This is a genomic window from Rhodococcus sp. BP-261, assembly GCF_019835205.1.
In the GTDB taxonomy this organism is placed as follows: Bacteria; Actinomycetota; Actinomycetes; order Mycobacteriales; family Mycobacteriaceae; genus Rhodococcoides; species Rhodococcoides kyotonensis_B.
On sequence record NZ_JABUCO010000029.1, the window covers coordinates 24,807 to 44,664 of the forward strand.

The window sequence follows — 19,858 nt, forward strand, 5'->3', positions numbered from 1 at the left end:
CTGTGACGCGGATCGCCTTCCGATCGCGAGTGTTCTGGTGGCTTACGCCGCCGTCTGCAGTCGTGCGACCGCAGCGGCGCCGATCGTGCCGAGAGCGAGAACGACCGCGGCGACGATGAACGCGACGGTGTACGAGTCACCGATTGCCCGTGCGACCACCAGCGGCCCGAGGACTTGGCCGACACCGTAGACCGTGGTCAGGGCGGCGGCCGTGCGGCCGATGGGCAGGCGGGCGGCGGTCGTGAGAGTCAGCAGCGTGATGCCCATGAACGTGCCGCCGAACAGGACGGCCGAGACGACGGCGACGGCGGAGTTCGAGGTCAGCGCTGGGAGCAGCGCGGAGATCGTCTGCAACGAGAATGCAGCCACCAGTGCGCGTTTCGTCGTGATGCGACGAGCGACGGCGTGCCACAGGACGGTTGCGGGCACCGCGGCCAGGCCGACCACGATCCAGACGGCAGGGCCGACCGACGAATTTCCGTGACCGCCGACCGCTGCAACGAGGAATGTGCCGACGATGATGTAACCGAGGCCTTCGAGGAAGTACGTGGCCAGCAGGACCCGCCAGATGGTGCGATCACGCGTCGACAACGGGTTTTCGCCACCGCCCGAACGGGATTCGGCGTGGATGCGGAGGGCGAGCGCGGGCGCAATCAGAATCGCCGTCAACAATGCCGAGCAGAGCCACAGTCCTTGCCACGAAAGGTGCGGCGCTGCAACGAGTGTGAGAATTCCCGACGCCGCGATGCCGGTGCCGACCCCGCCGAACGTCACACCGGGCGACGCCTTGGCATGATGTGCGACGGTGCTGGCGCATCCGAGAAAAATTGCCGCACTGGCCATACCGGCGAGCAAGCGGAGGAACGAGAACAATGCGGTGCTGTCCACGGCAGCCATGGCGAGCTCGCTGACGACGAGCACGACTGCCCACGCTCTGAACGCCGCGGTGGTGTTGACGCCCGGCCGAATCGACAGCACGACTGCGCCCAGGAGGTAGCCCGCGTAGTTCGCGGTGGCGATGACCGCGCCGCTGCTCGGGCTGACGCCGGCCGAGTCGACCATGATCGGCAGAATCGGTGTGAACACGAACCTGCCGACGCCCATGGCGGCCGCGAGTCCTGAGGCGGCGGAGAGCGAGACGCGTCGGCCAGTCATCGATTGATCCACTCGGCGCACGCTACCCAACCGGTGACATGGAGATGACGTCGAACCTACGAACCGGGCCTGCCTGCGTGGCTCTGCACGTCGTGGTGATGGGGTCGGACAGCCCCTGCTCGAGCCGCACTTCGACATGCCGGCCGTAGTGATCGAGAACGACGGTCCACGACGACCCGTCCTGTCGTTCGGAAACCGGATGAAGGGTGTCGATTCGGTTGTCGGACAGCGCAACTCGTGCGTGGTGTTGCGCCGCCTGTACGACGGCCGACAGCGAGCAGCGTCCGCGGAAAAAGCGGGGATCCACCATTCCCTCGCCGTGTAGACCGACGATCTGCTCCGCATCCGCGTCGTCGACGTTCCCGTAATACAAGCCTTCGGGAAAGACCACCATCGTGCCGGCGAACCGGTCGCCGCCGAGGTGTGAGCATTCCCAGGTGATCTCGCTGTGCGCGGTCATGAGTGCAGGCAGAACTCGGCGCCCGCGCACCGCGCAGCATTGGTCGTGACGGCCGTGAGTGCATACCGCGACGATGGGGTCGGTCGACAGCGTCCCGGCAGGATCGTCGACGTCGAGTTCCAGAACGTCCTCGGGACGCTCGACCTCACCCCAGCGAATGCTTTCCGTGCCGACGCGGGCATCGACGACGGCCCAGCGCCACCGACCCTCACCGCGGTGACGGCCAGGGCGTCGAATCGCCAGGCTGCGCATACCGGCGGCCTCCACGTGCCGCGCGATTTCGAAACCGAGCGCGGGTGCGAGAACACGGTCGGAATTCACGAACGCCGAATGTCCCCACGCGCCGTCGATTTCGAGCAAAAACCAGCGCCGACCCGCGGACGCGGTTCCCGCCAGCGAATCCCCACGCGACCGCGCGGCCTCACTGCACGTCACGACGCCGGTACCAGTACGCCTTCCCGAAGGAGGCGTCGGGCGACGACGATCGCGCTGCCGAAGTCGAGGCCGACGAGTTCGCCTACGCGGCAGGGCTTTCGAGACCGCAGCTGGTATATCGCGTCGGCGCATTCATCGGGAAGGGACACGGTCTTACCGCGAAGTCCAAGGTGAATCTTGCCGCCGCCCTGCGTGATCGACGGGTCGAGTCCCTGCCTCCACACCACGACGCTCTCCGCGCGCAGGTCGTTCATGAAGTCGACGGTGCGCAGCGGATTCACCGGCTCGGGTCGTGTGATGTCGGAGAAGCGCCGGCCGAGTCGTTCGGCGATGCGCCGACGCGCAGACTCGTCGGTCCTGAGCTGCTGCAGCACGTGTGCGACGTCGTCGATGACTCGATCCACATGGGGGAGCACGGCGTCGGTGTCGGTCGGATCGATGCCTGCGGGGAGTGGCGCACGCAGAGCGGCCTCGTCCTGGAGCGCGCCGAACAACTGGTGCGCGACGTCGTATCGATTGAGTGACGCAACCCCGATGGTCAAGTGAATCGTCGTGTCGCCCAATGCTTCCGCGGAGTGAATCCAACCACGAGGGAGGTACAGGACGTCCCCGGGCCGAAGCACGGTGTCCATCGCGGGAGTGTCGCGTGCACGCTCCTCCACCGCCGACGTACGGTCCGACCACGGCTGATTCGACAGTGGATGCGGGTACACGGGAGGGTGCAGGATCCAGCGCTTCTCGCCGCTGATCTGCAGCACGAAGACGTCGTGCACGTCGTAATGCGGAGAGAATCCCTTCGACGACGCAGGCGTGATGTACGAGTTGACCTGCGTCGGGTGCCCGACGTCGTCGACCAGATCGCGGACGAAGTCGATCAGCGGCGGCCACAGGCGGTGCAAACCCTGCAGGACCAGTGTGTGCCCGTCGGCGAACGCGGACAGGATGGCGGCAGAGTCCAGTTGATCGGTCATCTCGGCGCCGAATCCGCCGGACGACGTGAACTGCGACTTGTCCAGCAGCGACCCGTCCTTGGCCATGCGCGCGAACGGGGTGCGGACACCGCGATGCGAGACGAGCTCGTCGACCGCCGCAGGCGTCATCAGGTCGTCGAACGATCCGGGAAGCTCGGAGGCGCGCGACAGAAGGGGCTGTCGGCCCCAGTAGTCGTCGGCGAAAACTCGTTCGTGGACGGAGATCAGACGGCCCAGCGCGGACCGGTTGCCCGATCCGCGCTGGTCGTCAGTTATGTGGCTCAAGCCGTGCCGTCCGCACCGCCGTCGTGGCCGCTGGGGTTCGAGCCGCCGTCAGCGGGGCCTTCGCCGGGTCCTGCCGTGCCGTCGGCGCCGCCGTCGTGGCCGCTGGGGTTCGAGCCGCCGTCAGCGGGGCCTTCGCCGGGTCCTGCCGTGCCGTCGGCGCCGCCGTCGTGGCCGTTCGGGTTCGAGCCGCCGTCGGCAGGTCCTTCGCCGCCCGAGCCGCTCGTGGTGATGTCGTCGTCGTTGATGCTCATCGGATGCCTTTCGGTCGACGTACCTTCTTTTCAGGCGCGGGCCTGCCGCGCTCCGACCGAGGATTGACGGTCGATCGCACTTTCAAACTCGATCACCTGGGAAGACGGCTTTCGTCCGGTTTCTCGGGAAGGGTGATCGTCGACGACCGGGCGATCGCGTCGGCGACATAGGTGTCGGGATCGACATCGAACGGGGACGCGGCGACCCCTCGTCCGATCGTCTGCACGTAGCGGTCGGCGGGTGTTCCGCGTTCACGGACCGTCGAACTGGTGACGGTCACCGCCGGGATGCCGTCGATGTCGGGAAGGCGGAGGACGGCGTCGTATTTACCTCGAAAAGCCTGGCCGCGCCGGTCGATGTCGAGAAGTCCGACGGTTCCGACCTCGACCTCGGTGGGCTCGACCACGTCGATGTCGTCGACGACGTTCTCGACGGCGAGTAAGTGCGCGAACTGGTCGTGCTCGACGAGGTATCCGTGGGCAACAGACCGCACGTCGCCGCGCTCGGTGGACACGAATGCGGCCGAACCCGTCCACCGCTGAGACACCCCGGCGAAATACAGGGCGTGGTCGATCCACAGCCAGCGGTCGTCCGCGGGCGGCGTCGGTGAGGGAGCAGGAGGATGGAAGCCGAACTCGCCGTCGGCGGCTGACCCGGTCAGATAGGTCCGAAACCGCTCTGCCAGCAGGTTCGAGCCGTAGGAGACGTACCAGATCATGCTGCCCACGGTAGCGTCCTACGCTGGCAACGGTGACGACACGAACGGTGACGCCCGAGTCATTGGGCGCCTGGGTGATCAAGTGCAACCCGAACACGACGGACCTCGGGCCGATGGTCGCCGCCGGCAGAGCCCACGAGAACTGGTGTGTCGCCTCGAACTATCGGACGCGGCTGATGAGTGCCGGTCAGCGAGTGCTGTTCTGGGTGAGTGCACATCCTCGACGCGGATTCTGGGGCGCGGGCGTCGTGACCGGCAGCGCGGTTCCCGGGCCTCGGTGGAAGATTGCCACCGACATCGAACTCTTCGCCGAGCCCGTTCTCGCATCGACGATCAGGAACGTTCCTGGTCTCGACGGTCTCGAGGTGTTTCGCTCACCGCAGCAATCCAACCCGTCGTGGGTGGACCGGGAACAGTTCGCACTTCTGGAATCGCTGCTGCCGATTTGACGGGCTGCTCACGTCACCCATCCGGCGCGGAAAGCATCGAGTGCTGCCTCCACCCGGTTGGAGACACCCAACTTGGTGAAGATGCCGTTGATGTGTGTCTTCACCGTCGTCTCGCTGAGGAACAACTTCTTCGAGATGGCCGACGTGGTGGCACCGGAAGCCATGATGCACAGCACTTCTCGCTCACGCTCGGTGAGCGAGTTCAGTGCGGTAGGTACCGCCTGCGGCGCCGGGGCCTGTGACGCCACGATTCGTCTCAGCGAGTCCTTGCTGAAGACCGTGTTGCCCGTGGCGACCCCGCGTACAGCGAGATGAAAGGTTTCGGGCGCTTCGTCCTTGCTGACGAAGCTGTGCGCGCCTGCCGCGACCGCCTGCACGACGACGTCGTCGACGTCCAGTGCCGTCATCGCGATGACGGCAGGCGGGTTCTGCAGCGTCATGAGCCGACGGGTGGCCTCCAGTCCGCCGACGCGCTTCATCTTCAGATCCATCAGCACCACGTGCGGACGGAATGTACTCACGGCCTGCATGACTCGGTCACCGTCGTCGACGTCGGCAGTCACCTCGATGTCGCCCGTGGCAGCGAAGATGTCACGAACTCCTGCGCGCACGAACCGATCGTCGTCGACGACGAGAACTGTGATGATACCCGGTGCTGTCATGGTGCGCGAAGCTTACGACGCGCCACCGACAGAAGTTCACGTGTGCCAGGGAAGCCAGGCCTGGACGACGAATTCGCCGGGGACGACTTGTGCTTCGAAGGTGCCGCCGATCTGACGAACCTGCTCGCTCAACCCCGTCAGACCGGTGCCCGATCCGTGCGCGAACGCCGGTGCACCGGTGAGGTGATTACGGACTACGATGCGGAGTCCGACGTCGCTGTTGCCGCGCACGCCAACATGAATCGGTGCGCCCTGTGCATGCTTCTGGGCGTTGGTCAGCGACTCCTGCGCGACGCGATAGGCCACCTGACTGGTGGACGCTCCCAGGTCTCCGGGCGACAGGTCGAGCGAGTAGGTGACATGGGTGCCGGCGTCGCGGACGCTGTGCACGAGATCCGACACCCCTTCGATGCTTCGCCGTCCGCCCGCGTAGTCGCCTGTGCCGCGGAGCACGCCGATGATGCGCCTCAGGTCGTCGAGCGCGTCGTGGGCGGTCTGCCTGATCAACGACGCGGTGTTGGCGACTTTCTCGGGTCCTTCGGTGCTGTTGACTTGCAATCCGCCCGCGAACAACGAGATTCGACTGAGGCCGGCCGCCAACGTGTCGTGCATGTCGCGCGCGATTCGAGTGCGTTCGGCGACGAGAATTGCTTCCTCACGCAGCGCGTCGGATTGCTTGGCATACCGGTCGCGAGTGTGAACGGCAGCATCGAGATCCGATTGAGTGCGGCGTAGAACAGCAAGACCCGTGACCGCTGCGACCAGAACGGCGGCGACCACCCACGCGATCCACACGGGGACGTTCCAGTCGGGGACAGGCCCGTCCTCGACTGTCTGGGTGCCGACCGTCAGCACCGAATAGTCACGCCGACGGTACGCGTCGTAAGTCAGGGAGACGCCACAGGCGACGAGCACGACGCCCGCGGACAGCGCCAGTCTGCGACCCGTCGCGAATCGTGCGACGGCGTACAACGCGATGAGAGCGGCGGTCGCATCGGTCTCGAAGAACAGCGGGCCGGCAACGGCGAGACCCAGTACGACGAACGGCTTGTCGTGCCGCCACACCAGGGCGACTGCGGCAACCAGGTTCAGCAGGAAGCCGACGAAGTAGTTCACCGGCGGGACGTTCTCGGCGGTCGAGGCGAACATGACCGTGAACATCGAGCAGGTCACGCTCAGGCTCACGGCTGCCGTCGTCCATACGCGGCGACGCCACCTGCTGGGAGTGCTCGTGCTCATGACCGGAAACGATACGGTCGCCCGCCGACACGAACGCACCGGTCGTTCGGTTCGAACCCCGACCGAAAGGATGAGACGGTTCGTCCGTTCTGCCGAAGTGGTGACCAAACCCGCTGCGGTGTTCTTGTCCCATCGCTCACGAACGAAGGGATTACATCATGACCACACCGCAGCCCGTCGCCACCGAACCGAAGCGCAACTGGTTCTTCCGGCACAAGATCCTGACCGGAATTCTCGCGCTGATCGTGCTCGTCATCGTGGTCACGGCGGTCAACAGCGGATCAGGAGACACCAGTCCGTCGAGCCCCGGGGCCTCGGCCCCCGAGGCGACGGAACCGGTCGTCGGCCTCGGAACCCCGGTGCGCGACGGCAAATTCGAGTTCGTCGTCACCGGCGCTCAGCCCGGAGTACCCAGCGTCGGACAGGAATTTCTGACCGAGACCGCGCAGGGCGAGTACGTGCTCGTGACGATGTCGGTCCGCAACATCGGTGATCAGGCGCAGAGTTTCACGACGTCGGCGCAGAAGCTGCTCGACGGCCAGGGGCGTCAGTACTCCGTCGCCGACATGGCGACCATCGTGCTCGATCAGGGGATCGCGTTCGAGCAGATCAACCCGGGCAACTCGATCGAGGCGACGATCGTCTTCGACGTCCCTGTCGGGACCGTTCCGACACAGATCGAACTGCACGACTCGTTGCTGTCGGGTGGTGTGACCATCGGGCTGTAAGCCTCACGTGCGCGGGAATGTATAGAGGGGTATACATTCCCGCGCACGGGTGTTATTTGTCCCCGACGACCGCAGGCCGCGCGAGTGCCCATCCACCGAATGTCAGCGCGAGAGCGAGCATGACGAGCCCGACCCACAGGTTGGCGCTCGTTCCGACGCTCATGTCGACCACGTTGTTCGACGGCGAGGAATGGGTCTCGTTGCCGAACACCGACGGGAACAGGCCCGCCAGCGTCAGCAGAATTCCGTAGATGCCGAGAAGCGCGCCGATGACGGAACGGATGTCGAACAATCGCGCGATCGCGCTGGGCTTCGAATCTGGTGAGGTCATGTCAGTGCCCTATCAGTGGAAGACGATGTTGAGAACGACGACGAGGCCCAACGCGAAGCCTGCCAACGGAACCGGCCGCTTGAACCACGGGTTGGTGGCATCTTCGGGGTCGGCGAACATCTCGCGAGGAGTCTCGGAGTACACGAAGCCGACCAGTTCCTTCGCCGGTTTCGGTCGGGTCACCATGCTGACACCGATACTGACGACGATGTCGACGACGAACGCAGCGGATGCGGCCACGAACGGCATGCCCTGACCGGGCAGGTTGATCACCCCGACCTCGGACAGGACGAACACGAATACCGCTGACGCCGTTCCGGACACGAGCCCGATCCACCCGGCCGCGGGCGTCATCTTCTTCCAGAACATACCGAGGATGAACGTGGCGAAGAGCGGTGCGTTGAAGAATCCGAACAACGTCTGCAGATAGTCCATCAGGTTGGAGTATCCCGACGCGATCAACGCGGTGAAGATCGCGAGAATCGTTGCGACGACGGTCGCGACGCGTCCGACCGTGATGTAGTAGCCGTCCTCGCGATCCTTGACGATGTACTGCTGCCAGAGGTCGTAGCTGAACACGGTGTTGAACGCCGAGATGTTCGCGGCCATACCTGCCATGAACGCGGCCATCAGACCGGCGACGGCGACGCCCAGCAAACCGTTGGGCAGGATGTCGCGCATCATCAACAGCATGGCGTCGTTGTAGGTGATGTCGCCGGTGCCGTTCTGCTTCAGGTTGATCATGTCGCCGATGGCCGCGGCCGCGATCATGCCGGGGACCACGACGACGAACGGCACCAACATCTTCGGGATCGCGCCGATGATCGGGGCTCGCCGGGCTGCGGACATCGAATCGGACGCCATGGCGCGCTGCACCTCGACGAAGTTCGTCGTCCAGTAGCCGAACGACAGCACGAATCCGAGTCCGAACACGATGCCGACGATGGACAGGATCGGGGAATCGAAACCGCTCAACGCCTGCCCGGGCCACGACGAGAGCTGTTCACCCGTCGACGCGGTGACACTGCCGTCGGTGACCGTCGGGACGACCTTTTCCTTCAGCCCGGACCAGCCGCCGACCTTGATGAGCCCGATGACCGTCAGCGGCACGAGCGCAGCGAGGATGACGAAGAACTGCAGCACTTCGTTGTAGATGGCGGCGGACAGGCCGCCGAGGACGGTGTACGTCAACACGATTGCCGCGGCGACGACCAGCGACACCCAGAGCGACCATCCCAGAAGGGTTCTCACGACGGTCGCGAGCAGGAACAGGTTGACACCCGCGATGAGGATCTGCGCGACGGCGAAGCTGATCGCATTGACCAGGTGCGCTTTGGAATCGAACCGCTTGCGCATGAACTCAGGAACGCTGCGCACCTTCGAGCCGTAGTAGAACGGCATCATGACGATGCCGAGGAACAGCATCGCCGGGATCGCTCCGATCCAGTAGTAGTGCATCGTGGCAAGACCGAGCTGGGCGCCGTTGGCGGACATGCCCATGATCTCCACGGCTCCGAGATTCGCGGACACGAATGCGATGCCGGTGACCCATGCGGGTAGCCGACGGCCGGAGAGGAAGAAGTCGAGGCTCGTCGACAGTTGTCGGCGGGCTACGTATCCGATTCCGAGGACGAATACGAAATATACGGCGATGAGGACGTAGTCCAGCGCGTTCGTGTTGAACGACAACGCGCCTTCTGCCGCAAGGTTCGACGTCACGCGTCAACCTCCCTGGTCGAGTGAGCTGGCTCACGGTCGTGAGCAATGTGAACATAAAGTAACAGAGCCAAACATTTACGTACAGATTCGACCGTTATTTGCCGGCTCGATGTTTGGTAATGTTCGATTTCACCAGGGACTCGGAGGTAGAAGCGGATGCTCGCAGCAGAGCGGCATGAACGAATCATGTCGGCGCTTCGCGCGGAGGGTGCCGTCAAGGTCGTCGACCTCGCGGACAGTCTCGACGTGTCCGAGATGACCATCCGGCGTGACCTCGACGTTCTCGACGAGCGGGAGGTTCTGCGCAAGGTGCACGGTGGCGCGATCGCCCGCGACAACCGAGGCGTCGAACCACCGTCGACGGCGAAGGCCGCACGTCAGCACGCGGAGAAGGTGGCGATCGGTCGAGCAGCTCTCGGAGCGGTCGAGGACGGTATGACCATCGCGGTCAGCGCAGGAACCACGACGCTCGAGCTGGCCAAGCTACTGCGCGGACGCAGTTCGATCACCGTCGTCACCAATTCGATCCCGATCTTTCAGGAGCTGACCGGGCACCCGTCGGAACCCGACCCCATCGTGTACCTGACGGGAGGATCGCGCACGCCGTCCGATGCGCTGGTGGGTCCGGTCGCCAACGCGGCGCTGGATTCTTTCCGTGTCGACGCGGTCTTCCTCGGTGTGCACGGATTCGACGTCGAATCGGGGCTGACTACACCGAATATCGCTGAGGCAGAGACGAATCGACGTCTCATCGCCACCGGTCGGCGACTGTTCGTGCTCGCCGACAACACCAAGTACCGCGAGGTCGGAACCAACGTGTTCGGACGGATGTCGGACGTCCACACGCTCGTCGTGGACGACGGACTCGCGTCCGCCGACCGCAGGGCACTCGCGAAACATGTCGACACCATTGTCGTAGCCGAGACGGAGAATGCATGAAGATCACACAGGCGGCGCTGGCGGACGGTCGCGAAATACTCTTCTTCTCGTTGCCCGGCAACGACGTTCGTCCGGTGCCGGATGTGAGGCCGCTGTCGCCGCGCCCCACCGTCGCGCAGTCCGAGGTTCGTCGTGACCGTCAGACCGGTGATTGGATCGCGATCGCCGCGTTGCGTCAGGACCGCACCTACAAGCCTCCGGCCGATCAGTGCCCGCTGTGTCCGTCCCCGCGAGGCGATTCGAGTGAGGTGCCGGCCGCGGACTACGACGTTGTCGTGTTCGAGAACCGTTTCCCCAGCCTGTCGCACGGAGGACCTGCCGCCGAACCGCTGGACCCGGAAAGCGATTCGGGTCCCGGCGTCGGCCGCTGCGAGGTCATCTGTTTCTCCAGCAACCACACGACGTCGTTCTTCGAACTGAGTCACCAGCACGCACGGCTCGTCGTCGACGTCTGGCGTCAGCGGACGGAAACGCTGTTGGCGATGCCGGGGATCGAGCAGGTCTTCTGCTTCGAGAACAGGGGAGAGGAAATCGGCGTCACGCTGTCCCACCCGCACGGCCAGATCTACGGCTACCCGTATCTGACGCCGAGAACGACGTCGATGCTGCGTCAGGCTCGCACTTTTGCCGAGAACAACGACGGCGCAAACCTTTTCGAGGACATCCTGGCCAGAGAGATTCAGGACGGTGTCCGAGTGATCGCGTCGAACGGGCAATTCACGGCGTTCGTGCCGTTCGCGGCGCGCTGGCCGGTCGAGGTGCACATCTATCCGAATCGCCACGTGCACAACCTGACCGACCTCACCGAACCGGAGCTCGACGGGCTCACCGACGTGTACCTCGACGTGCTAGGTCGGTTCGACCGAATGTATCCCACACTGCTGCCCTACATTTCGGCGCTACATCAGTATCGACCGGATCGCGGTCAGCAGGACGGGTACTTCCACATCGAATTGATGTCGGTGCGTCGGTCCGCCACGAAGCTGAAATTCCTGGCGGGGTCGGAGTCGGCGATGGACGCGTTCATCACCGACGTGACGCCGGAACAGATGGCCGACCGACTGAAGGAGTTGCGTAAGTGATCGTCGCGCACGCGCCGGGGCGCATCAATCTGATCGGTGAACACACCGACTACAACCTCGGGTACGCAATGCCCATTGCGCTCGAGCAGCGTACGACCGTCCGCTTCGAGCCGGACGACTCCACGACGATCACGCTCGAAACAGACAGGGAGGCAGGGAAGCACGCCTTCGACGTCACCGTACAACCCGGCGACGTCGACGGCTGGGCCGCGTACCCGGCCGGCGTCGTCTGGGCGCTCGCCGAGGCGGGCCACCGCGTCGTCGGCGGCACGATGTCGATCAGCAGCACTGTGCCGATCGGCGCGGGACTGTCGTCGTCCGCAGCGCTCGAATGTGCGGTGCTGTTGGCCGTGAACGAAGCGACCGGCGTCGAACTCGACCTTCTCGATGTCGCGCGGATCGCGCAGCGTGCCGAGAACGACTTCGTCGGCGCCCCGACCGGCCTCATGGACCAGCTGGCGTCGCTCCACGGCGAAGCCGACCGCGCGCTCCTCGTCGACTTCGAGGCGGCCGACGTCACGCCCGTCGACTTCGACCCGGCCAGTCACGGTCTGGCGTTGTTGGTCGTCGATTCCCATGCAGCACATCAGCATTCGACAGGGGAATACGCGGCGCGTCGGGATTCCTGCACACGGGCGGCGCACGTTCTCGGGGCGGATTCGCTCCGGGAAGTGCAGGGGCAGGATGTCCTGAGCCGAATAGACGATCCGACCGACCGTCGCCGAGCACGGCATGTCCTGACCGAGAACGAACGCGTCCTCGACTGCGGAATAGCGTTGACGGCCGGCGGATTCCGCCGCGTCGGTGATCTGATGAATCAGTCGCATGCGTCGATGCGCGACGACTTCGAGATCACCACACCGCACATCGATCTCATCGCGGACTCGGCGGTCCGGCACGGTGCGCTCGGGGCCCGCATGACCGGCGGCGGATTCGGCGGGTGCGTCATCGCTCTCGTCAAGGCCGCCGAGAAAGATGCGATCGCCGAGAAGATCGCGTCGGACATCGCCGAAAGCGGCTACCCGGCACCCACGATCTTCACCGCCCGTGCGGGCGCGGGAGCCGCGGTACAGCGGTGACAGTCACCCTCCCCGGGTGATTCGTAGGCGGCAGCTCCCGGCGCATCATCGGAGGATGCCCGCCCGGGTGAAGTCCGGTTCGTCGTTGGTGCTTGCGGTACTGGCCGCAGGCCAATTCCTGATGACGTTGGACAGCTCGGTGATGAACGTGTCGATGGCGTCGGTCGCGGCCGACCTCGACACCTCCATCACCGGGATTCAGACTGCGATCACGTTGTACACGCTGGTGATGGCGACACTGATGATCACCGGCGGAAAGATCGGCACGATCATCGGGCGCAGACGGGCCTTCGGCATCGGACTGGTCGTGTACGGCGCCGGCTCGTTCACGACGGGTCTCGCACCCGGACTTCCCGTCCTGTTGCTCGGGTGGTCACTGCTCGAAGGCATCGGTGCTGCGTTGATCATGCCGGCCATCGTGGCGCTGGTCGCGGCCAACTTCCCGCCCGAGCGACGTGCAGGCGCCTATGGTCTCGTGGCAGCGGCCGGGGCAATGGCGGTCGCCGCGGGCCCCCTGATCGGCGGTGCCGTGACGACGTTCGCCTCCTGGCGGTACGTGTTCTTCGGCGAAGTCGTTCTCGTCGTGGTCATTCTGGCGGTTCTGCGCCGGGTCAAGGATGTTCCACCCGAGCCTGCCCGGCTCGACGTCGTCGGCTCACTGCTGTCGATCGTCAGTCTCGGATCCATCGTGTTCGGTGTCCTGCGTTCCGGCGAATGGGGTTGGGTGCGTGCGCAGACGGGCGGCCCGGTGATCCTGGGGTTGTCGCCGGTGATCTGGCTGATCCTCGCCGGAACAGTGCTGCTGTACGTCTTCCTGCGCTGGCAAACTCACCTCGCGGCCACGGATGCGCGGCCGCTCGTCGACCCACAACTGCTGCGAAACCGCCAGCTCACCGGTGGCCTGACCATGTTCTTCTCGCAATTCACCGTGCAAGCCGGTGTCTTCTTCACCGTCCCGTTGTTCCTGTCCGTCGTCCTCGAACTCAGTGCGTTGCAGACCGGACTTCGACTGCTGCCGCTGTCGGTGGCGCTCCTCGTCTCGGCCGCAGGCATTCCGCGGATGTGGCCGCGCGCGAATCCCAGACGTGTCGTACGAGCGGGCTGGGCGTCGATGATCGTCGGAATCCTGATCCTGGTCGCTGGATTGGATCCGGGGGCCAACGCGGGGATCGTTGCACTACCGATGCTGCTGATGGGTGTCGGACTGGGTGCGCTCGCGTCGCAACTCGGTGCGGTGACGGTGTCCGCGGTGCCGGATTCGCAGAGTGCAGAGGTCGGTGGACTTCAGAACACGGCCACCAATCTCGGGGCATCCCTCGGAACGGCTCTGATCGGCTCGGTCTTGATCGCCACGCTGAGCGCGTCGATAGTCACTGGCATACAGGGCAATTCGGATGTCCCCGCCGCGGTGAAGGAGCAGGCGTCGACCGAACTGTCGTCAGGTGTACCGTTCCTGTCCGACACACAGCTGCGCGCGGCCGCCGAGGATGCCTCGATCGACGAGGCCAGAGTGAACGACATCGTGCAGCTCAATGCGGATGCGCGTCTCGAAGCTCTGCGCATGGCGTTGTCGCTCACCGCACTCCTGGCGGTGACCGCCCTGTTCTTCACAGGTGCCGTTCCGCAGAGACCGCCCGAGTAGCGTCCCCGCTGCCCGTCGCATCGCTGCATTCCCACGTAAATCACACCAATGTCATTCCGCTACAACGGGGTTTGCCGTTGCCCATTTCTTGCGCAAACAGTCCATTTCAGTAACACTCACCACATCAGTCACACGAGTAACACGACCCCCGTGAGGATTCGTATGCGCACACGACGTCGACAGATCGCACTCGGTGCGGCCCTCACTCTGATGACGAGCGGGCTCGCCGTCCTCGCCGGCCCTGTCGCGTCGGCGGAACCGTGTGGAGGACTGGGCGGCCCGGGGTCGTCGCCGCTGTTCGGATCGTCGGGAAGTGGCGACGGCAGAGATCCACGAGGCCCGCAGGGCCCGTTGCCGCGCATCGATACCGGCGCCACGCAGTCGATCGCGTGGGTCACCGGACCGCAGAGTCCCAACGACACGTACGAGACCCTCGGTATCTCGGGCACCGACCTCGGCATCAGCTGGGACAACGGTGCAGGTCAGACGCTGATGGCGTTCGGCGACACCTTCGGTAACTGCTCGGTCACCGGTCAGCAGTGGCGCAGCAACGTTCTGCTGAGGTCGAACGACGACAACCTGTCCGACGGCATCACCGTCGGCCCGGCTGTTCCGGGTGATGTCGACTCGGGCGCGGTCGTGCAGCCACTCGCCGCGAACTTCGCCAGTGAAGTCATTCCGAGCCTCGGACTGCCGAAGGTCGAGGACACGACGATCCCGACCGCGGCCATCTCGATCGACGGCGTCCAGTACATGAACTACATGTCGGTGCGTGAATGGGGAGCGCCCGGGCGGTGGGTCACGAACTTCTCTGCGATCGCCGTCTCGAACGACAACGGCCAGACCTGGGCGACGGCGCCGTCGACGATCCGTGTCAATGCCGGTGTCACGATCCCCGGCGTCGAGCAGGTCGAGGAGAGCAACGGCAAGTTCCAGATGAACGCGTACACACGCGGGCAGGACGGTTACATCTACCAATTCGGCACGCCCAATGGACGATTCGGCGCAGCCTTCCTGTCTCGTGTCCTGCCGGAGAACATTCTCGATCTCGGCAAGTACGAGTATTCGACGGCGGATCCTGCACGACCGTGGTCGACGGATGTCGCCGATTCGGTCTCGGTCGTCGAAGAACCCGTCAGCGAGTTGTCGGTGGCCTGGAACGACTACCTGCAGCGGTACATCATGCTGTACGGCAACGAGGCGAACCGCACGATCGTCGCTCGGACCGCCGAGAAGCCCGAGGGCCCGTGGACCGCGCCGACCACGCTGCTCGACGCCCGTAACACCTCGGGTGGCATCTACGCGCCCTACATTCACCCGACGACCAACGGAAAAGACTTGTATTTCACGGCTTCTCGGTGGTCGGACTACAACGTGTTGCTGTTACGGACGAATCTCGATGCGCTGAAGCCCTAGACCTGACGCATGTCCGAGTCGTTCGATCGTGCCGAACAATCGCGTTCCGTTACGCTGAACAGATGGTGTCCATGGCAGACAGTCCCGGGGTGCACATCGGGGCGCGCGTACGCGAGATCCGGATGGCGACGGGTGTGTCCCTCCGCGAACTGGCGCGACGTCTCGAACTGAGCCCGGCGACCATCACCGCCCTCGAGAAGGGCAGAACCACCATGAGTGTCGATCGATTGCACGAGATTGCCATCGCGCTCGGTGTCTCGCCCGCCGATCTGTTCGCGACGGGTTCGGTGAGCGTCGCGTCGAGGCGGCCCGACGAGGACGAATCCACCACCGGCAACTGGCGCGAGTTCGACGACGTCCCGATGGATGTCGTCCTGCGGGCCGCACTGGCCTGCATCGTCCGCAAGGGCTACCACGGCTGCTCGATTCGCGACATCGCCGAGGAAGCGGAATCGAGCGTGTCCGCGCTTTACCACTATTACCCCAGCAAACAGGCCATGCTGGTCGCCCTGTTCGAGCTCACTATGACCGATCTACTGCGACGCGCGACCGCCGCCCGCGACGAGTGCGATCCCGACGATCACGTCGAGCGGTTCTCACGCCTCGTCGAAAGCTTGACGCTCTACCACAGCTACCGCAAGGAAATGGGCTTCGTCGGATCGAGCGAGATGCGCAGCCTCGAAGACGGCAGTTACGCCGCCATCGCCACGAAACGCGTTGCGCTGCAGCGAATGGTCGACGTCGAGGTGCAGTCCGGCGTCGACCTCGGCCTGTTCGGAACGAACCGACCGCACGAGGCCGCGCGTGCCGTCGTCACGATGTGCGTGTCCGTCGCCCAGTGGTACAACCCGCAGGGCGACGAGCAGCCCGAGGAGATCGCGGCCGCGTACGTTCGGTTCGCCCTCGACCTCGTTGCGCACCGACCCCTGGGCGACGGGGGCTGAGGCCCTAGCGCTGCAGTGCGTGGAACCCGGCGCGGTAGAACACGAGAGGAGACTCGTCGGCGCCGTCGGTGTCGAGCTGCTCGACTCGGCCGACGACCAGGTCGTGGTCACCGAGCCGCTGCACGCTGTCGATGGCGCAGTCGATCCAGCCGTGAGCGCCGTCCAACACCGGGACACCGGATTCGGTCGGATGCCAACCGATTCCCGCGAACTTGTCCCCGCCGGACTTGGAGAACGCCCGGCAGAGGTCGAGCTGGTCGTGGGACAGGATGTTCGCGCAGAACCGCCCGCTGGCAGCGATTTTCGGGAACGTCGTCGAAGTGTGCGCGACGAAGAACGCCACCAACGGCGGGTCGAGCGAGACGGAGGTGAACGACCCGACGGCCATGCCGAGCGGGCTTCCGGCGTCGTCGACCGAGGTCACGACGACGACTCCGGTGCAGAACTGGCCCAACACCGTGCGGAAGTGCGTGGGGTCGTGCGCTGGTGCGGTCATGAGGTCTTTCCTTCCGGTGCGTAGGCGACGACGGTCAGCCCGGCGGGGGAGCGCAGAGGGAGGCGCGTTTCGTGACCACCTCGAACCGGTGTGCCGACGTCCCACCCGAGGTCTTCCGCGGCCCGGGCGACGGCCTCGAGATCGGTCGTCTTCGCGAGAAGGGACCACGCAGGCCCGGATTCGTCGGACAGGCTGACCGCGCCGAAACTGGCCCAGGCCCGGCCGTCGGAGAAGACGGCCGGACCCAGAACGTCGACGAGGTCACGATGCACGTCGGCCCATTCGCTGGTCGAGTGCATGACGGTGACCTTGTCGAACAGTGAAGCAAGACCGTCCGTCACGACTGGGCCAGCCGCCCGGCTTCGTCGAGTGCGGCGCGGTAGATGTCGCCGATGCCGCTCTCGAGATCTTTCTCCAACGCGGCCGGGGCGTCACCCGACGCGGTGAATTCCGCGTCCCACGAGACGACCGATCCGGATCCCGCGGCGTCGACGCGAATCGTCGACACGTACTTGGCCAGCGGCAGCGGCCCGTCGACGTATTCGTACGTGTACGTGCGGTTCTCGTCGTCGTGGGCCACGATGCGTTCCCGCACCGGGTTTCCGTCGGTGAACACACCGTGCCGGACGTCGCCCTCCATCGTGGCCGAGCCGAGCGACGGGATCCACGACGCGGCAGCCGCCGGATCGCCGACGACGGCCCACAGCGCGGACGGGCTCTGGGCGAACTCCTGTCGTACCGAGACGGTTGCCATGATCAGGCCCTTCCCAACTCGGCGTTGTACTTCTTCGTCATGTGGTCGACGGCTTTGCGATGCTCGTCGGCCTGGCCCTCGCGGACCGATTCGGCATGGGCTGCCGCGTCGAGCATCGGTTGCGCCTGGCCCTGGAAGTACGGCATGACGTCCTGTGCGAACAGTTCGTAGGAACGCTTGGTGGCCTGCGGGTTCGCCCAGTCGTGGCCCTGCAGCAGCAACGTGCCGAAGCCGCCGGATTGGTCGACGAGTCGCTGCACCTGTGCGCGTGCCTGCCCCGCGGTACCGATGACGCCGATGCCCGACGTGTTGATGAAGTCGATCATCTCCTTCTTGTTCTCACCGCGGACGTCCATCTGCGGGAACGCGGCGACGTGCTGCAGGTAGTTGAACCAGTACTCGATCCCGTGCTCGACATCCTCGTATGCCTGCTCGACGGTCTCGGCGATGTGGAACGGGCCGACGAGGCGCCACGTCGAACGATCCACTTCGTCGGACCGTCCCGCCTGCTCGGCGAATTCCTCGAGCATGCCCCAATGGTGTTGCAGTGCACTGAAGCCGTCGGCGGTCAGGGTGGCGGCGATGGACAGCAGGCCGATGCCGAGCTTGCCGGCGAGGCGAGCGCCGGTCGGCGACGCGATGGCGGCGACGACGACGTCGAACAGCGGATCCGAGTACGGGGCCATCTGGATCTTCGCGTCGAACAATTCGTGCGTGCGGGTCTTCGCGCTGACGGTTTCACCGCGCAGCAGTCGCATGATGATGTCGGCGTTCTCCGCCAACAGCTCGCGGGTGTCGATCTGCGACAGGCCGAGCATCGCGGCGTCGGTCGGCAGCGATCCTGGACCGAGGCCGAACAGGACGCGGCCGTGGGTGAGGTGGTCGAGCATCACCATGCGCTCGGCTGCCCAGAGTGGATTGTGGTAGCTGACCGACGTGACGCCGGTGCCCAACTTGATACGACTCGTGCGTTCGCCTGCGGCGGCGATCATGATCTCGGGGGATGCGTAGATCTCGGCGCCCGCAGAGTGATGCTCGCCGAACCACGCTTCCTCGTAGCCGAGCTTCTCGATGTATTCGACGAGCTCGAGATCGCGCTGGAGCAGAAGCGTCGGGTTCTGTCCGGGTGTGTGGATCGGGGCGAGGAACGTACCGAACTTCAGGCGCGTCATCGGTTCTCCAACTGTGACGAGGGGATGGGGTCCCAGCGACTGTATGACCCACGCCACACTCGTTGACAGTCCTCGAAAGTGGACAACTTAACGGGCAGCCGACCCGTTTCTGCGCAGCAACGAGGCCGTGAGAGCTGCGCGGTTGCGTAGTCCGGTGGCCTCGAAGATTCGGCTCACGTATTTCTTGACAGTCATTTCGGTCAGTGTCAGTTCGGCGGCGATCTGCGCGTTGGTCAAGCCGTCACTGATCAGTTCGGCCACCTCGACCTGTCGGGGAGTCAACCCCGCGAGCGGGTCCTCTGCGTCGACGTCGTCACCGATGACGATGGATCGACTGGCCACGCGCAGGTGGGCGGCGAGCAATCGGATCGCGGTGAGATCGCCGAGATCCCAGTAGCGCTCGCGGTCGAACATTCCGACGAGGGCCTCGCCGTCGGCGAAGCGAAGGTGGATCGCCGACGCGGTGCCCATCCCGTGCGATGCCAGATAGTCCTCGACGTAGGACCTCTGCGGAACCGGGAGACGAGCGAGATCGTCCAGCGTCGCGAACCCGTCGTCGGTCAGCGTGCGTCGGGCTTGCGGGAGCGCGAAGACGTCCTTGTCGCGCCATCGCTCCTGGTATTCGACGAGCAGCGGCTCGGCGGCCCCGGTGAGCAGCGGCGCGGGGTCGGCGAACAGCGTCGGATAGGTCGATCCGAAGAAGAACGTGACGTCGCGGACGTCGAAGATCGTCGCGATGGCGTCGACCAGACTTTCCTTGAACTGCGTGCCACCCGGGGAAGTGCGGCACACGTCGAGGACCCCGAGTATGCGACGCAGATGCTCGGGGGACAGTGTGTCCTGCCACGACGAGGCGGCTTCGGGCACGGAGGAGCGCATCCCGCGATGGTAACCAATGCGGACGTTCGTTCGGGCGGCTTCGCCACCCGT

The 19,858-nt window shown here is 65.1% G+C and carries 22 protein-coding genes; 8 read left to right on the top strand and 14 right to left on the bottom strand.

Going from position 1 to position 19,858, the window contains the following annotated elements; all coding sequences use genetic code 11:
- Positions 1 to 42 precede the first annotated feature (42 nt).
- The 5 genes from HQ354_RS22405 to HQ354_RS22425 all read right to left on the bottom strand — a co-directional run bounded on the left by HQ354_RS22405 (position 43) and on the right by HQ354_RS22425 (position 4,276).
- Positions 43 to 1,155, bottom strand: coding sequence for a YbfB/YjiJ family MFS transporter (locus HQ354_RS22405; protein ID WP_222635626.1), 1,113 nt, complete (start codon positions 1,153 to 1,155; stop codon positions 43 to 45).
- 22 nt (positions 1,156 to 1,177) lie between these two features.
- Entirely contained in the window at positions 1,178 to 2,050 is an 873-nt protein-coding gene (locus HQ354_RS22410; RefSeq protein ID WP_068430158.1) for a sucrase ferredoxin, read from the bottom strand.
- Positions 2,047 to 3,297: a JmjC domain-containing protein gene (locus HQ354_RS22415; protein WP_222635650.1), complete on the bottom strand. Its 1,251-nt coding sequence runs from the start codon at positions 3,295 to 3,297 to the stop codon at positions 2,047 to 2,049. The genes HQ354_RS22410 and HQ354_RS22415 overlap by 4 nt, the downstream gene beginning before the upstream one ends.
- 5 nt (positions 3,298 to 3,302) lie before the next feature.
- Positions 3,303 to 3,557, bottom strand: a complete 255-nt coding sequence (locus tag HQ354_RS22420) for a BatC protein (RefSeq protein WP_068430160.1) — start codon at positions 3,555 to 3,557, stop codon at positions 3,303 to 3,305.
- A gap of 92 nt (positions 3,558 to 3,649) precedes the next feature.
- Entirely contained in the window at positions 3,650 to 4,276 is a 627-nt protein-coding gene (locus tag HQ354_RS22425; protein WP_222635627.1) for a hypothetical protein, read from the bottom strand.
- A gap of 32 nt (positions 4,277 to 4,308) precedes the next feature.
- Between HQ354_RS22425 and HQ354_RS22430 the strand changes: the two genes are divergently transcribed.
- The gene (locus tag HQ354_RS22430) at positions 4,309 to 4,725 is read left to right on the top strand and encodes an EVE domain-containing protein (protein WP_254303613.1); all 417 of its coding nucleotides are present in this window, start codon (positions 4,309 to 4,311) and stop codon (positions 4,723 to 4,725) included.
- Between the two features lie 8 nt (positions 4,726 to 4,733).
- Here the strand turns inward: HQ354_RS22430 and HQ354_RS22435 are convergent, their stop codons facing one another.
- Together HQ354_RS22435 and HQ354_RS22440 are read right to left on the bottom strand one after the other, a co-directional pair.
- Positions 4,734 to 5,387 carry a response regulator transcription factor gene (locus HQ354_RS22435; protein WP_068430169.1) on the bottom strand — a complete coding sequence of 218 codons (654 nt, stop codon included), beginning with the start codon at positions 5,385 to 5,387 and terminating at the stop codon, positions 4,734 to 4,736.
- A 36-nt stretch (positions 5,388 to 5,423) separates the two neighbouring features.
- Positions 5,424 to 6,626, bottom strand: coding sequence for a sensor histidine kinase (locus tag HQ354_RS22440; RefSeq protein ID WP_222635628.1), 1,203 nt, complete (start codon positions 6,624 to 6,626; stop codon positions 5,424 to 5,426).
- 158 nt (positions 6,627 to 6,784) lie between these two features.
- Here HQ354_RS22440 and HQ354_RS22445 point away from each other — a divergent pair, with 158 nt between their 5' ends.
- Positions 6,785 to 7,354 carry a DUF4352 domain-containing protein gene (locus tag HQ354_RS22445; RefSeq protein ID WP_222635629.1) on the top strand — a complete coding sequence of 190 codons (570 nt, stop codon included), beginning with the start codon at positions 6,785 to 6,787 and terminating at the stop codon, positions 7,352 to 7,354.
- 52 nt (positions 7,355 to 7,406) lie between these two features.
- Here HQ354_RS22445 and HQ354_RS22450 read toward each other — a convergent pair whose 3' ends face one another.
- Together HQ354_RS22450 and HQ354_RS22455 are read right to left on the bottom strand one after the other, a co-directional pair.
- On the bottom strand, positions 7,407 to 7,685 hold the full coding sequence (locus HQ354_RS22450) for a hypothetical protein (protein WP_068430175.1): 279 nt from the start codon (positions 7,683 to 7,685) through the stop codon (positions 7,407 to 7,409).
- A gap of 12 nt (positions 7,686 to 7,697) precedes the next feature.
- On the bottom strand, positions 7,698 to 9,404 hold the full coding sequence (locus tag HQ354_RS22455) for a sodium:solute symporter family protein (protein WP_068430176.1): 1,707 nt from the start codon (positions 9,402 to 9,404) through the stop codon (positions 7,698 to 7,700).
- A gap of 156 nt (positions 9,405 to 9,560) precedes the next feature.
- On the opposite strand from HQ354_RS22455, the gene HQ354_RS22460 reads away from it, so the two are divergent.
- The 6 genes from HQ354_RS22460 (at position 9,561) to HQ354_RS22485 (ending at position 16,506) form a co-directional block, all read left to right on the top strand.
- The gene (locus tag HQ354_RS22460; RefSeq protein ID WP_222635631.1) at positions 9,561 to 10,343 is read left to right on the top strand and encodes a DeoR/GlpR family DNA-binding transcription regulator; all 783 of its coding nucleotides are present in this window, start codon (positions 9,561 to 9,563) and stop codon (positions 10,341 to 10,343) included.
- Positions 10,340 to 11,425, top strand: a complete 1,086-nt coding sequence (gene galT / locus HQ354_RS22465; RefSeq protein ID WP_222635633.1) for a galactose-1-phosphate uridylyltransferase — start codon at positions 10,340 to 10,342, stop codon at positions 11,423 to 11,425. The genes HQ354_RS22460 and galT overlap by 4 nt, the downstream gene beginning before the upstream one ends.
- Entirely contained in the window at positions 11,422 to 12,504 is a 1,083-nt protein-coding gene (locus tag HQ354_RS22470) for a galactokinase (protein WP_167678425.1), read from the top strand. Before galT ends, HQ354_RS22470 begins: the two co-directional genes overlap by 4 nt.
- A gap of 55 nt (positions 12,505 to 12,559) precedes the next feature.
- The gene (locus HQ354_RS22475) at positions 12,560 to 14,146 is read left to right on the top strand and encodes an MFS transporter (protein ID WP_167678427.1); all 1,587 of its coding nucleotides are present in this window, start codon (positions 12,560 to 12,562) and stop codon (positions 14,144 to 14,146) included.
- Positions 14,147 to 14,308: 162 nt separating this feature from the next.
- Positions 14,309 to 15,562 carry a DUF4185 domain-containing protein gene (locus HQ354_RS22480; RefSeq protein WP_222635634.1) on the top strand — a complete coding sequence of 418 codons (1,254 nt, stop codon included), beginning with the start codon at positions 14,309 to 14,311 and terminating at the stop codon, positions 15,560 to 15,562.
- 62 nt (positions 15,563 to 15,624) lie between these two features.
- Positions 15,625 to 16,506 (top strand): TetR family transcriptional regulator, encoded by an 882-nt coding sequence (locus HQ354_RS22485; RefSeq protein ID WP_222635635.1) that lies wholly within the window; start codon positions 15,625 to 15,627, stop codon positions 16,504 to 16,506.
- 4 nt (positions 16,507 to 16,510) lie between these two features.
- Here HQ354_RS22485 and HQ354_RS22490 read toward each other — a convergent pair whose 3' ends face one another.
- The 5 genes from HQ354_RS22490 to HQ354_RS22510 form a co-directional block, all read right to left on the bottom strand.
- Entirely contained in the window at positions 16,511 to 17,002 is a 492-nt protein-coding gene (locus HQ354_RS22490; RefSeq protein WP_222635636.1) for a flavin reductase family protein, read from the bottom strand.
- Entirely contained in the window at positions 16,999 to 17,301 is a 303-nt protein-coding gene (locus tag HQ354_RS22495; protein WP_261769021.1) for a hypothetical protein, read from the bottom strand. Before HQ354_RS22495 ends, HQ354_RS22490 begins: the two co-directional genes overlap by 4 nt.
- Positions 17,302 to 17,339: 38 nt before the next feature.
- A complete protein-coding gene (locus tag HQ354_RS22500; protein WP_222635638.1) occupies positions 17,340 to 17,756 on the bottom strand; it encodes an SRPBCC family protein in 417 nt (138 codons plus the stop codon).
- A 2-nt stretch (positions 17,757 to 17,758) separates the two neighbouring features.
- Positions 17,759 to 18,928, bottom strand: coding sequence for an LLM class flavin-dependent oxidoreductase (locus tag HQ354_RS22505; RefSeq protein WP_222635639.1), 1,170 nt, complete (start codon positions 18,926 to 18,928; stop codon positions 17,759 to 17,761).
- An 87-nt stretch (positions 18,929 to 19,015) separates the two neighbouring features.
- Entirely contained in the window at positions 19,016 to 19,807 is a 792-nt protein-coding gene (locus tag HQ354_RS22510; protein WP_222635640.1) for a LuxR C-terminal-related transcriptional regulator, read from the bottom strand.
- Positions 19,808 to 19,858 lie beyond the last annotated feature (51 nt).

What these genes read in the sequence shown, in the direction of transcription:
- HQ354_RS22480 (WP_222635634.1), top strand. Translation starts at nt 14,309, where the DNA reads ATGCGCACACGACGTCGACAGATCGCACTCGGTGCGGCCCTCACTCTG.
- HQ354_RS22435 (WP_068430169.1), bottom strand. Translation starts at nt 5,387, where the DNA reads ATGACAGCACCGGGTATCATCACAGTTCTCGTCGTCGACGACGATCGG.
- HQ354_RS22450 (WP_068430175.1), bottom strand. Translation starts at nt 7,685, where the DNA reads ATGACCTCACCAGATTCGAAGCCCAGCGCGATCGCGCGATTGTTCGAC.
- HQ354_RS22445 (WP_222635629.1), top strand. Translation starts at nt 6,785, where the DNA reads ATGACCACACCGCAGCCCGTCGCCACCGAACCGAAGCGCAACTGGTTC.
- HQ354_RS22405 (WP_222635626.1), bottom strand. Translation starts at nt 1,155, where the DNA reads ATGACTGGCCGACGCGTCTCGCTCTCCGCCGCCTCAGGACTCGCGGCC.
- HQ354_RS22495 (WP_261769021.1), bottom strand. Translation starts at nt 17,301, where the DNA reads ATGCACTCGACCAGCGAATGGGCCGACGTGCATCGTGACCTCGTCGAC.
- HQ354_RS22440 (WP_222635628.1), bottom strand. Translation starts at nt 6,626, where the DNA reads ATGAGCACGAGCACTCCCAGCAGGTGGCGTCGCCGCGTATGGACGACG.
- HQ354_RS22500 (WP_222635638.1), bottom strand. Translation starts at nt 17,756, where the DNA reads ATGGCAACCGTCTCGGTACGACAGGAGTTCGCCCAGAGCCCGTCCGCG.
- HQ354_RS22420 (WP_068430160.1), bottom strand. Translation starts at nt 3,557, where the DNA reads ATGAGCATCAACGACGACGACATCACCACGAGCGGCTCGGGCGGCGAA.
- HQ354_RS22425 (WP_222635627.1), bottom strand. Translation starts at nt 4,276, where the DNA reads ATGATCTGGTACGTCTCCTACGGCTCGAACCTGCTGGCAGAGCGGTTT.
- HQ354_RS22490 (WP_222635636.1), bottom strand. Translation starts at nt 17,002, where the DNA reads ATGACCGCACCAGCGCACGACCCCACGCACTTCCGCACGGTGTTGGGC.
- HQ354_RS22485 (WP_222635635.1), top strand. Translation starts at nt 15,625, where the DNA reads ATGGTGTCCATGGCAGACAGTCCCGGGGTGCACATCGGGGCGCGCGTA.
- HQ354_RS22475 (WP_167678427.1), top strand. Translation starts at nt 12,560, where the DNA reads ATGCCCGCCCGGGTGAAGTCCGGTTCGTCGTTGGTGCTTGCGGTACTG.
- HQ354_RS22460 (WP_222635631.1), top strand. Translation starts at nt 9,561, where the DNA reads ATGCTCGCAGCAGAGCGGCATGAACGAATCATGTCGGCGCTTCGCGCG.
- galT (WP_222635633.1), top strand. Translation starts at nt 10,340, where the DNA reads ATGAAGATCACACAGGCGGCGCTGGCGGACGGTCGCGAAATACTCTTC.
- HQ354_RS22505 (WP_222635639.1), bottom strand. Translation starts at nt 18,928, where the DNA reads ATGACGCGCCTGAAGTTCGGTACGTTCCTCGCCCCGATCCACACACCC.
- HQ354_RS22510 (WP_222635640.1), bottom strand. Translation starts at nt 19,807, where the DNA reads ATGCGCTCCTCCGTGCCCGAAGCCGCCTCGTCGTGGCAGGACACACTG.